The 11934-nt window shown below is 45.3% G+C and carries 10 protein-coding genes and 1 pseudogene; 1 reads left to right on the top strand and 10 read right to left on the bottom strand.

Going from position 1 to position 11934, the window contains the following annotated elements:
• Window positions 1–425: 425 nt before the first annotated feature.
• The 5 genes from RTV33_RS02350 to RTV33_RS02330 form a co-directional block, all read right to left on the bottom strand.
• Entirely contained in the window at window positions 426–1466 is a 1041-nt protein-coding gene (locus RTV33_RS02350; protein WP_312641148.1) for an AraC family transcriptional regulator, read from the bottom strand.
• Window positions 1463–2635 (bottom strand): uroporphyrinogen decarboxylase family protein, encoded by a 1173-nt coding sequence (locus RTV33_RS02345; RefSeq protein WP_312641146.1) that lies wholly within the window; start codon window positions 2633–2635, stop codon window positions 1463–1465. The genes RTV33_RS02350 and RTV33_RS02345 overlap by 4 nt, the downstream gene beginning before the upstream one ends.
• 262 nt (window positions 2636–2897) lie before the next feature.
• A complete protein-coding gene (locus tag RTV33_RS02340) occupies window positions 2898–3947 on the bottom strand; it encodes an arabinose ABC transporter substrate-binding protein (RefSeq protein WP_312641144.1) in 1050 nt (349 codons plus the stop codon).
• A gap of 23 nt (window positions 3948–3970) precedes the next feature.
• Window positions 3971–5032: an ABC transporter permease gene (locus tag RTV33_RS02335; RefSeq protein ID WP_312641142.1), complete on the bottom strand. Its 1062-nt coding sequence runs from the start codon at window positions 5030–5032 to the stop codon at window positions 3971–3973.
• Complete coding sequence (locus tag RTV33_RS02330) at window positions 5032–6546, bottom strand: sugar ABC transporter ATP-binding protein (protein ID WP_312641140.1); 1515 nt, start codon at window positions 6544–6546, stop codon at window positions 5032–5034. The genes RTV33_RS02335 and RTV33_RS02330 overlap by 1 nt, the downstream gene beginning before the upstream one ends.
• Before the next feature lie 337 nt (window positions 6547–6883).
• Here RTV33_RS02330 and RTV33_RS15645 point away from each other — a divergent pair.
• Window positions 6884–7006, top strand: a pseudogene (locus RTV33_RS15645) (hypothetical protein); the annotation flags it as partial.
• Between the two features lie 317 nt (window positions 7007–7323).
• On the opposite strand, the gene RTV33_RS02325 reads toward RTV33_RS15645, so the two are convergent.
• The 5 genes from RTV33_RS02325 to RTV33_RS02305 form a co-directional block, all read right to left on the bottom strand.
• Complete coding sequence (locus RTV33_RS02325; protein ID WP_312641138.1) at window positions 7324–7878, bottom strand: ferritin-like domain-containing protein; 555 nt, start codon at window positions 7876–7878, stop codon at window positions 7324–7326.
• Between the two features lie 237 nt (window positions 7879–8115).
• Window positions 8116–8361, bottom strand: a complete 246-nt coding sequence (locus tag RTV33_RS02320; RefSeq protein ID WP_396327205.1) for an ArsR/SmtB family transcription factor — start codon at window positions 8359–8361, stop codon at window positions 8116–8118.
• Between the two features lies 1 nt (window position 8362).
• Window positions 8363–8977 (bottom strand): 4Fe-4S binding protein, encoded by a 615-nt coding sequence (locus tag RTV33_RS02315; protein ID WP_312641134.1) that lies wholly within the window; start codon window positions 8975–8977, stop codon window positions 8363–8365.
• Window positions 8974–9180, bottom strand: a complete 207-nt coding sequence (locus RTV33_RS02310) for a 4Fe-4S dicluster domain-containing protein (RefSeq protein ID WP_312641133.1) — start codon at window positions 9178–9180, stop codon at window positions 8974–8976. Before RTV33_RS02310 ends, RTV33_RS02315 begins: the two co-directional genes overlap by 4 nt.
• A gap of 146 nt (window positions 9181–9326) precedes the next feature.
• On the bottom strand, window positions 9327–11864 hold the full coding sequence (locus RTV33_RS02305) for a cation-translocating P-type ATPase (RefSeq protein ID WP_312641132.1): 2538 nt from the start codon (window positions 11862–11864) through the stop codon (window positions 9327–9329).
• Window positions 11865–11934: the final 70 nt, after the last annotated feature.

The raw sequence follows: 11934 nt of genomic DNA, 5'->3' as shown, positions 1-11934 counted from the left end.
GGCCCCGCAACTTGAATCACGCAATCCAAAATCGAGAAACCGCTCTTCTTTCATCCAACCATTCGTTTGAGTGTTTCTATTAGATTATATGAATTATCGGAAGTTCATCTAAGACTTTGAGCATCTCATTATGCTCACAACAGGTAATTATGCCTGCCCATTAAATTGGAATTTATCAGACGACTAACATTTCAAATGGTTGTATCTCGGGAATCAGGTCAGTTCTTTGCACACTATAAAGAGGAACAGGTGTCTTAATCAGACAACTGTTCCTCTTGTTTATTCGCAATGAGATAAGCATTATATTTGGCATATCTGCCTTTTAACATTTTCATCTTCAAACCCTATGGTGACAAACCAAGGAAGAGCAATATGGGGGGTAGCATAAACATCAAAATCAAATATTATATAGCTTTTCAAGTGATTTAGGTGTCCTGTTGGCAATGGACGGTACTTCTGTACTCCTGTGGGGTTAAGCCTGCGTTCTTTTTAAAAACAATACAGAAATATTGTGGAGTGGTAAACCCAAGGTTTTTTGCTATATCGCCTAGCTTCATTGGTGTATCTTTAAGGAGAACTTTTGCACGTTCTATCTTTTTTTCAACAATATACTGCATAAGATTTTTGCCGGTCTGCTCTTTAAATATTCTAGAAAGATAGCCCTTGTGCACCTTCATTTTATCTGCAATGTCGCATAGTGAAATATCTTTTTCATAGTTTTTTCCCACATGTTTTTTTGTTCTTTCGACCAAGCTGCCAGCATCCTCTTCCATTTGACTCTCACAATTAAGAAGATACTGAAAAACTTGAGTAAAAAGCGCCTGCATTTCTTGCACTGTCTCCAGTGATTCCATCGTTTCAAAATCCAAATTTGCGCCTATAGTAGCTGCCTCAAATTGCTCCGCATAACCTTGTGCCAAACTAAATAGACGGTTGTTCAAATATTTAAAATAGTTAATTTCCATAAAACCATCCATTAAATTAATTGAATAAAGACTATTAATGAGAGGCAGGCATTGCTCATCTCTTGCGTACAGTAATTGTTTGATGCGTTTAATCTTTTTTTCTAAAATCTGTTTGTCAAAAATCTTCACTTTATTTGCAATAGTGCTGTAGGAGATATTGCGGTTTAAACCAATTAACACACGCATTGAACAAGCTTTTGTTGCTTGCTCAAACAGGTCGGAGATCGGCTGTAATTTTTTACTGGGGTTGGATATCCCTATGCTTACGGATGAGATACCGACCTTTTTTGACAGCATTCGGATAAAATTAGCCTGCTGCACCATGCTATTAAGCATATTTAGCGTGCTATAGCTGTTTTCAATTTGCGTAACCACCAAAAAACTGCCTGCACGCACGCTAACTGCGGGCAAATCATTCTTGCGCAGCTCCTGCAGAAAATTGTCTATCATCGCAAGCCATTGGTAGGTGCCTTTTGATGCCTTGTGCTTGCTATAATTCATTTTCCCCTCACCTTTGCATTATATCTGTGAATGTATTCTCCTAATGCAATTACATTTTCGATGCTGCCATTCGCAGGTAGAATGTCACCTACATTTAAGATGGCACGCCCGCCAAATGCCTTTATAATTCTGTCTGCGTAACTGTAAAGCGCCTCGACAGGTGTACCGTCGCAAAATAGTGCGGAAGGTACGCCCACAAACGCCACCATGTTTTCACCCAAACTGTTCGCAAGCTCTTCCGGCTCATAATTAAACATTGGTGCAGGGGTACAGCCATCGAGCACATCAAAGCCGGTATCTTTCATTAGTGGTAACAGGCTTTTCAGGTTTCCGTCCACATGAGTAGAAATCATTTTGCCTGCTTTTCGCAGTTTGTCACCTGCTGCTTGATAGAACGGAATGCAATACTTCTCATACCATTCGGGCGAAAACAGGGTAGAATCGGCATGGTCGCAAATAAGTACCAAAGAACACGATGATTGGCATGCGAGCTCAATCAGTTCCATATCTTTTGCTGTTTGAATCTTTTCATATTGCCGATAAGCGTCCTCATCGTCATACAAAAAATAAGTTGTATTTTCAAAACCCAGATGCTCGTGCAAAAGCTTTCCGAACGGAGAACGGTTTACCACTATATCCGCCTGTCCTTGTTCCCCGATTGCTTTAATCACCCTTTGGATATTATCATCTCTTAAGCGAAAATGTGTTGCTTTTAAGACTTCAAACAAAATTTCCATCTGCTCCACATCATCCAGCATATAATCTACTGAGCACCAACTTCCATCAGCGGCAAGCCTGTAAGTTCTTCTTAATACGCCTTTTGAAGTTGTAAAGGTAACGGTTTTTGTGTCTTTTGCAATTTGCTCATCATAGGTTACTCCATCTGAATAATACTCTTCGTACCAATCCCGAATGTGGGCATGCATCCCCCAGTTGTATTTTTTATAAAGATCCATTAGACTCAGCCCGTAAAACTTATCGGGAATACCGATTCCTCTTTCTAATTTGATCGGGTCATCGTCAGGGATGTAGACGCCCGGGCCATACTTCAGTGACTCACCTGGGTTGCGATGTTGGCCTAAGTACCAGTCGGTCACATCCGGAGCAAATGGTATCTGCTGTGGGTGCTTCAAGTTACACACATCAAAAAAAAGCTGCCTATGTGTCATATCTATCATCCTTTTTAATCATAAGGTTCTGCCTTTTTTATTTTTCGGACTGATTTTATTTCCAATATCTTTGGTTGCGACCGTCATGGTTTCACATCAACTTTACCTTCCGCAATGCTTTTTGCAGACGCGTTTGTAAAAAGGGCACAAGGGCGATTGCAACCAAAAATGTTGCGCCTATCACTGCCTACTGTCACAGACGTTATATTATGGAGAACCTATATCACAAGCTGGTATAGGTTCTCCGTTTACATTATTCGGTCTATTCAGCTTGATCCTTCATGATTTCTTTGTAAACATCTTTGGTTACCATTACAGCGGGAGTTCTGAAGTCCGCGGGAATTTCTTTGCCATTTACCAGATATTCCATCATATTCTGTGCCGAGTAGGCACCGACATCCTCATAGTTGATAAAAGCGGTGGCTTTGAATGCGGAGCCTTCCGGCTTTGCAAATTCAAGCTTTGCAAGATATCCGCCAATTCCGCAGACAACAGCGTCTTTCTCTAAGCCTGCTTGCTCCAGTGCACGTGTGGCACCTGCTGCTCCTTCATCATTAATTGCCATAACAACCCACTTTTTAATTTTTGGGTTAGCAGTAAATGTAGCAGAAGCAGCATCAAAGGCTTTTTCCTGAGGGCCGTTGTAATCTACACGAAACATTCTTTCTGCCGGCCAGTCAGGAAATGCTTCCATCCATTTTTCTTTTGCTCCGTCTGTTCTGGGTACACAGCTGGAAATTTGATCTGCAGCCAACAGCAGCACACCAACGTCTGTGTCAGTCATGTTATTATCTTTTGCATATGTGGCTGTCCATTCTCCACAGGCCTGCCCAATTGCAAGTGCATCAATACCTACGAACGGAGCGATAAACTTGCCGCTTTCATCCATCAGTGGGTCATCACAAGCAATAACAGGGATACCCGCATCCTGGCATTTCTGAACAGTTATTGCAGAGAGCTTTTGGTCGGGTACACACACAAGAATACCGCTGGCGCCCTGTGTAATGGCATTGTCTATTGCTTGCAAGTAAAGGTCGGGGTTCATTTTAGCATCAATAAACATAAAATCTTTCGCGCCCATTTCAAGACATTTTTGCTTTGCTGCTTCACCCTCACCGATAAACCACTGCTGATCGCCAGATTTATAAATACCCGCAATCGTAATGTCTTTTTTGGGTGTAGCCTCCGGCGCAGACGCTACAGCAGAATCTGCTGGTGAAGAGGCCGCACTGGATTCAGCCGGTTTTGAAGCGCATCCGAACATGCTCAAAGCAATTGCCGCAGAAAGTACAAGTGTCAATGCTTTTTTCATTTGAAAATCCTCCTAATAATTGATTATTGAATCAGGCTCCTGCCTAACAGAAAACAATTATAAATATGCCGGATAGTAGTTAACGCAGTTCTATTTGCGCGCTTTCTGGAACGCAGATAATCGAACGACAATGCCAGAAGCAGCAACGCGCCTTTTGCAACATTTTGCCAGAAAGACTGAACATTGAGCATGATAAGACCGTTGTTAAAGCCTTGTAGAATAAACAGGCCAATGAACGCACCAAAGATAGAACCAAAACCACCACTCATAGCAACACCGCCTAAAATTGCCGCGGTGATTCCATCAAATTCCAAGTTTGTGCAAGCCTGAGGTTGTCCTGTGTTCATACGTGCCGCCAGTATCATACCGCCCACTGAAGCAAGTACGCTCATATTGACGAAAAGCTTGTAGGTCGTTTTCTTAGTGGAGATGCCCGCCAGCCTCGCCGCGGTTGGGTTGCCGCCAACTATGTAAATTTCTCTGCCAAAGCGGGTCTTTTTCAGCACAATGCCAAACACCACAAAAATTAGCAGCATAAAAAAAATAGGAAAGGTTAAAAAGCGTACACCAAATATTTTTAATGTTCCCATTTTCAAAAACATAGAGTTGGTAATCAGTACACCTTCACCGTTTGAAATAATAAAGGCGAATCCACGCACTATGGACTGCAACGCCAGCGTTGCAATAAATGCACTGATTTTAAGCTGTGTAATAAAAAATGCATTACAGCATCCAATAAACACGCCCATTAGTATAATAAGCAAAATAGTTATTGGTGCAGGAATCCCTGCCTGTAGCAGTAGTGCAGCCGCTACCCCTGCAAAAGCAGCAGTAGAACCAGGGGATAAATCCATGTATCCTCCAATAAGCAGCATCGACTCACCCACACAAATCAAACCGGTAAGCGACGCGGATGTTAGGATATTCACCATGTTTCGGTCGGAAAAATAGTTTGGGTTTAAAATAGAGAACACTAGGACGATGGCAAAAAACGCAATGATCAAACCAATGTTTTCTGACTTCATCATACGTTTTAGGCCTAAGGTAAACTTTGAATTCTCTTTCTCAATTGTTTGGGTTGGCATTAAATAGCCACCTCCTTTTTAATTTTATGCTCATCCACCATAGCAAAGCTTAGGATGCCCTGTTCGGTAGCATCTTCACGTTTGATGTTGGCTCTAACTTCTCCGTCCTTCAATACTATTATCCTATCGGATATCCCGATGACCTCGGGTAACTCGGAAGAAATCATGATAACTGCAACACCTTGTTTTGCGGCGTTACACATCATTTGATAAATTTCAGATTTCGCACCGACATCAATGCCTTTTGTTGGCTCGTCAAAAATAATTAATTTAGGTGTCATGGCCATCCATCGTGCCAGAATAATCTTTTGCTGGTTGCCACCCGACAAGTTAATTGCTTTTTGCTCCATATGAGGTGTTTTAATGTTAAAGTTTTTGATAGCAGTCTTGGTGAATTCCCGCTCTTTTTTAAAATTTACAAATCCGGCTTTGCACAAGTCATCTAAAATTGCAAGAGACGTATTCTCTCGTACCGGACGAATAAGTGAAAGCCCCTCCAATTTGCGATCTTCCGGACAAAGCGCCACTCCCATATTCATTGCATGACGCGGGCTTTTCGGTGCAAATGTGTTTCCGTTTAATAGCATTTCTCCCGAGCTGATTCGATCTACGCCAAACACGGCACGAGCTATCTCTGTTCTGCCTGCACCTGCAAGGCCGGACAAACCAACAATCTCACCTGCATGCACCTTTAGACTAATATTTTTCAGGTAATCTGTGTTAATGTCCTTTAATTCCAGTACAACATCACCGATTTTATCATTTCTTGACAGCGAATTGAACACATCACCCAAATCTCTGCCCACCATTAGTTGAATTAATTCTTTGGTATCAGTTTCCACCGTCTTTTTTACAGCCATCAGCCTGCCGTCTTTAAACACCACTACCCGATCGGTAATTTCAAAAATTTCATTCATACGATGTGAGACATAGATAACGACCTTACCTTCGTCCCGCAGCTTTTTAATAATTTTAAATAAAATTTTGATTTCCGATTCGGTAAGCGGAGCAGTGGGTTCATCAAAACAGATGATTTGGGCATTTCGGTTGTACGCCTTCATAATTTCCACCATCTGCTGGTATGCAACCGATATGTCTTTCACCTGAACATTCGGTTCGATGGGCAGCCCAAATTCATCAATAATAGCCTTTGCTTTTCGGTTGAGCTCCTTAAAATCAATAAACCCATTTTTCAGCGGCGGATTCCCCATGAAAATATTTTCGGCCACTGAAAGATACAATGCCAGCTGTCTTTCCTGATAGATGACACTGATCCCCGCCTTGATTGCCTCATTTGGGCTATGGAAGGCCACCTCATTGCCATTTATAAAAATTTTACCGCCTGTATGATGATAATCTCCATTCAATATCTTGAGCAAAGTCGATTTCCCCGCTCCGTTCTCGCCAAGAAACGCTACAATTTCTCCTTTATCCACACCAAAGCTCATATCGTCCAGTGCTTTCACGCCCGGAAATTCCATACATATTTTTTCAAATTGCAGGTATTCCGACATTTTAATCCCCCCTTATTACTTTAAAACATTTTTCAAGACCTGCATAAAACCAAATCTGTTTACGTTTTACGCTTTCCCTTCGCTTCATACATTATAAACTGCTTCGAACTCTCTGGGAGTTATAAAATTTTCACTTTTCATTATAAAATATTAACTATTGCCTTGTCGATGTTATCATCTCCTCTTGCTTTTTTGACAGCCTAATACAAAGCATTGCGGAGAATTCAACGATTATTTTGTTTTACTGCTTCCCCTTCTGGAGCACCGCTTATCCGGGCGTAGGAGATGTGCTTGGTACTGTAATCATACGACAATGCATTAATAGAATTTTTTTTGCACGTTAAAAAAAGAGCACGTTCAGGATGCCAATTATGGCAATCCTCAACAAGCTCGGATGATTATTTTCAAGTATATTGAAACCTATTATAGCACCAAACGCTTTCATTATGGCCGGATTTAGGGGGCAGGTCACCTTCAAATCGCTTTTTAATTCGCAATTACAGGTATAAAAAATTAAAAAATGTTAAAGCCCCCGAATTCTCATTTGGAGAGTCCGGGGGCTGAGGATTAAAAAACTATTCACTGATTTCTTCTATGCACTTGGCATACTTAATCTTTGTACTCAAGAGCTCGGTTTTAACCTCATGAGTTCATCTTCGACTTATATAGGTGATGGATAAATAATATGGGCTAAAACTAAATAACAAAAAAGCGGAGCTGTTCAGCTCCGCTTTTTATTAAATTCTTTCTATCGTGGCTTTACTAGCCGTATCTAAATCAACTTTTGCATCCATTTTTAGAATAAAGATAGCTATACAGGATTCCATGTCTAATTTCATCTGTAATGATTTCTGTTAGCATGTTAATATGGGTACGATTTTGCATAGCATAAAGAATCTTACGATATTTCTGTACGGCATTTTGTTCGCCCATCAATGCACGACTTAATCCTTCACAATAGGTGTTGGGCGGAGTGAATTCTTCTCCCTGTGCCTGAGGAATCATATTACCAGTTAGTTCATGATATAGTTGCCGAAATAAACCATAATGGCCAATTTCATCGTCCCGTATTCCCATTATAATTTGACTATCCTCATAGGAAGGCGATTTTTCAATTAACCAAGAATAAAACAATCTGTCCTCATTTTCTCCGGTAATGGCCTGTTGTATTAGCATAAGTGCATTTGGCAGATTTTGTGGATATATAAAAATATTATTATTTTGCACTGATGGAGCTGCCATTGTTGGCACAGCCATCATTTGCCGTACATACGGATTACCTTGCATATAAGTATTAAAGTATCCGCTATCATCGCGAAAGCTATTGTTCATTGCATCATCTCCAGAATAGTATTCTCTATATTATATGAACCTTTTGCCAACTTGCTCCTGAAATTACATATGAAAAAGCGAAGCCGAAGCTTCGCTCTTATTATGCGCCACCTCTGTGGTAGTGCCTGCACTTCCAAACGCACCCTTTGGATAAAACTGCATACACTTTCCACAGATGATACATTTTTCAAGGTCAATCAGATAGCGGGACATTAGTGATTTTGTGGATTCTTACTTTCATTCACCGCAATAGTGTTCCTTAATAGCTCCAATCAAGGCTACCACGCGCTCATCCAGAATTTGGTAAACCACGTTCATGCCCTGCTTCTCGGAATCCAGAATTCCCGCTATTTTTAGCTGGTTCAAATGCTGAGATAATGCAGAGGCCGTGATATTCGGAGTGAATTTATGGATTTCCCCCACGGTAAGCGGCCTCTGAATCAAGGCGCACAGGATGAGCAGCCGGTGTTCGTTGGCTAACATTTTAAGCAATCCTGCTATCTTCTTTGCCTGTTCTTCCACAGCCGACGCACTCCTTTCCTTGTTTGAGTTTACAAATCCCCTGTGTCATCGTTCCCATCGGGCAGTAAACGCACCACGACCGGGGACGGAACAGCACCATCGTGGCAAGGCCCAGCACAGTGGATGTCAGCATCACGCCGAAAAAGCCGAAAGCAAACTGTGCAATCCAAGGGGCGACCATGCCAACCTCAGCCCATTGCCAGGGCAGCTTAAACATCCACAGAAGCGTTACCGTCTGCCGCAGCGGTGCTCCGGTAAAAACTTGATAAGTACTGAACAGCATTAGGCCGAACATAGCCATGAAAAAAGTCATAAAGCCATAGCGGAACCAGCGGCTGCGCAGAAATTTTGGGGGCGGTACGTTGCGGGATAGCTTTAGTTTGCCGCCCAGCACACCGAACAGTTGCCCGCGTCCGCAATAGCGGTTGCAGTACGCCTTGCTGCCACCGATGACAGCCACCAACAGAGGAATCACAAAAAACAGCATCCCCATCCATGCGAAAAGGATATTGCAGAGACCAAGCGTCAAATAGAGCAGCTCGGCGATCCAAAGATAGTCGTACCAGCGTTTTTTCATACCGCCGCCCTCCGTTCCACGACTGTGATCACAGCGGCGGGACATACCTTGGCACATTTACCGCAGCCAATACACGTTTTGGCATCAATACGGGCGATCACGCCTGATTCTATTCGGATTGCTGCTTTTGGGCAGACTGATACGCAGCACCCGCAGGCCACGCATTCTCTGCCGACTTGTGCAACTCTAAATATTGCTTTCATAGATACCTCCAACAATAAAGCATTTAAGATGTTACTAATATACTTCATTATTGTGTGCTTGTCAAGGTATCACCGATCAAAGAAAAAGCGACGAATCGGAGTGAGTGTTCCTGCTCACAGATTCGTCGCTTTTTCTCTATCGGTTTTTACATTATGGCATCACGGTGCTTCAGCCTCTTCGCCAGTTTCACCAGCTCATACCAAAGCACCGAAACCGCTGCGAGGCCCAGCGCCGTCAATAGTATGGGCAGGGGCAGCGCGACCAGCTTCAAAACACCGGACAGCGGCGTGTAGAGGATAAACCCCAACAGCGCCAGTGTACCCAGGTTGACCGCCCACATCACACCGTCCTTGGCGAGGCGGCGGGCAGACTGAAAGACAAAGTCATGGTCGGAGCTATTGACCTGCACTAAAAACAGGTTTGCCAGCATAATAACGGCAAGCCCCATAGAACGGGCCACAGATGCGTTGGCGGGATTACCCGCTAACATCGTGAAATAAGCCCCAAAGGAAGCCACGAACACGGCCAGCCCCTGCAAAACGCTCTTGCCCAGCAGCCCGGCGGTGAGCAGCTTTTCCTTGGGGTCACGGGGGTGGCGCTCCATGATGTCACTCTCGGCTGGCTGGCGCTCCAGCACGATGGAACAGGTAGGGTCAATCAGCACCTCCAGCAGCACCACATGGAGCGGCAGGAGCAGCAGCGCGGTGGGCGCGATGCCTAGGAACGGAGCCAACAGGGATGCCAAGGCGATAGGGATATGAATGGTAAAAACGTAACCCACCGCCTTACGGATATTATCGTAAATACGGCGACCATCCTTGACAGTTTCCACGATGGTGGTAAAGTTATCATCCATCAGGATGAGGTCGGCGGCTTCGCGGCTGACCTCGCTGCCCCGCTTGCCCATGGCGATGCCAATGTCGGCGTATTTGAGGGCGGGCGCGTCGTTGACTCCGTCGCCGGTCATGGCGACGATTTCGCCGTTTTCCTTAAATGCCTTGACGATGCGCATTTTATGCTCTGGTACCACACGAGAGAAGATGAAAACATGCTTGACAGCCTCCCGCAGTTCCTCGTCGCTCATGGCATTCAGCATATCGCCGGTAATAATTTCATCCCCGTGGGGCAGGCCAATCTTCTTTGCTATTGCCGACGCCGTGATGCCGTTGTCGCCAGTAATCATGACCACACGGATGCCCGCCCGATTGCAGACGGCAATATCAGCTTTCACACTCTCGCGCGGGGGATCCGCCAGACCCACAAGCCCCAGCAGTGTCAGACGGCAATCTGTAATGGAGGCCGGAACCTCCGCTTCACTCTTCGGCTTGGCCACGGCGACGGCGATCACCCGCAATCCTTGCCCGGAGAGCTCCAAATTTTTGTGCTCCGCTTTCGCACGTTGTTCGTCGGTCAGTTCACATACGGTGAAGATACGTTCCGGGCTGCCCTTGGCCGCAATGAGAATTTCCCCGTCGTGATGCCAGACGTGGCCCATCATTTTCAGCTCGTTGGTAAATGCATACTCCGTCAGAAATCCACTCTCCTCAAAAAGGTGACTGTGCGTGATACCATGGCGTTCGCAACAGGAGAGCATCGCCTTTTCCATGGGGTCATAGGTATCGGTTTCACAACCAAGGCCCATCGTCTCCACCATCGACTGCTCGTCACCGGAGGCCACCCACAACTCCTGGACGGACATCTGATTCATGGTGATGGTGCCGGTCTTATCCACGCAGAGGATGCTCACCGCACCCAAGGTTTCCACGCTGGGAAAATTGCGCACCAGCGAGTGCTTTTTGGCAAGCCGCCACGCGCCCATAGAGAGGAACACCGTAAGGATGACGGGGAATTCCTCCGGTATCATAGCCATGGCCAACGTCACGCCGGAGAGGATACTCTCCACCAACCGATCCATAAAATTATGGTTGGGAATATCCATCCAAGTGAATACACCCACCAGCACGAACAGTACACCCGCGATGATGGCGCAGGTTTTGACCAGCTTGCCGGTCTGCTTCTGGAGGGGGGTCTCTTCCTGGGGCGCGGCGGCTACGTTCTGGCCGATTTTGCCGTATTCTGTGGCCGCGCCGATTTTATCCACCCGCACGGTAGCGGTGCCCTGGGTCACCAGCGTTCCAGCATAGCAGTAGTCCTTTCGCCAGTAGTCGCCCATCGGCTCGGCGTTTTTTTCCGGCACCTTCCAGACGCCTTCGGCTTCGCCGGTGAGGGAACTTTCGTCCACACACAGGTCGGCGCACTTGGCTACCACGCCGTCGGCGGGAATCTTCACGCCCTCACAGATCATCATCAGGTCGCCGGGGACGAGATCGGCGCTGGCAATGGTCTGCTCTGTGCCGTCCCGGATCACGGTGATATGGGGCGCGGATAAATCTTTCAGAGCGTTCAAGGTCTTGTCGGTTTTCCACTCCTGGACGACATCGATGCTGATGATGCCGACCACAAAAACCAACATGATAAGGCCATCCCGCGGCTCGCCCAGCACGAAGTAGATGGTTGCCGCCACCAGCAGCAGCAAAAACATGGGCTCGCATAGAATATGGAGTACCTTTTTAAAAAAGCGCTCCTTTTTTTGTGGCGTCAGCTCATTTCGACCGTACTGCTCTTGGAGGCGCTTAGCCTCCCCGGCGGTCAGCCCGGTCAGATTTGTGGATGTGTTTGTCATAAAAGAATCCTCCGTTTCCTGCCGCGCAGTGCGACAGTGTCTTGATTTCTCCTATGGCACTCCATTTCAA

This window comes from Hydrogenoanaerobacterium sp. (genome assembly GCF_032017025.1).
Taxonomy (GTDB): domain Bacteria; phylum Bacillota; class Clostridia; order Oscillospirales; family Ruminococcaceae; genus Hydrogenoanaerobacterium.
This window is presented reverse-complemented; position numbering and strand designations above follow the sequence as displayed.

Bases quoted from the DNA above. Each gene is read 5' to 3' on its own strand.
- RTV33_RS02325 (WP_312641138.1), bottom strand. From the start codon at position 7,878: ATGAACAATAGCTTTCGCGATGATAGCGGATACTTTAATACTTATATG.
- RTV33_RS02350 (WP_312641148.1), bottom strand. From the start codon at position 1,466: ATGAATTATAGCAAGCACAAGGCATCAAAAGGCACCTACCAATGGCTT.
- RTV33_RS02315 (WP_312641134.1), bottom strand. From the start codon at position 8,977: ATGAAAAAACGCTGGTACGACTATCTTTGGATCGCCGAGCTGCTCTAT.
- RTV33_RS02330 (WP_312641140.1), bottom strand. From the start codon at position 6,546: ATGTCGGAATACCTGCAATTTGAAAAAATATGTATGGAATTTCCGGGC.
- RTV33_RS02340 (WP_312641144.1), bottom strand. From the start codon at position 3,947: ATGAAAAAAGCATTGACACTTGTACTTTCTGCGGCAATTGCTTTGAGC.
- RTV33_RS02305 (WP_312641132.1), bottom strand. From the start codon at position 11,864: ATGACAAACACATCCACAAATCTGACCGGGCTGACCGCCGGGGAGGCT.
- RTV33_RS02345 (WP_312641146.1), bottom strand. From the start codon at position 2,635: ATGACACATAGGCAGCTTTTTTTTGATGTGTGTAACTTGAAGCACCCA.
- RTV33_RS02310 (WP_312641133.1), bottom strand. From the start codon at position 9,180: ATGAAAGCAATATTTAGAGTTGCACAAGTCGGCAGAGAATGCGTGGCC.
- RTV33_RS02335 (WP_312641142.1), bottom strand. From the start codon at position 5,032: ATGCCAACCCAAACAATTGAGAAAGAGAATTCAAAGTTTACCTTAGGC.
- RTV33_RS02320 (WP_396327205.1), bottom strand. From the start codon at position 8,361: ATGTTAGCCAACGAACACCGGCTGCTCATCCTGTGCGCCTTGATTCAG.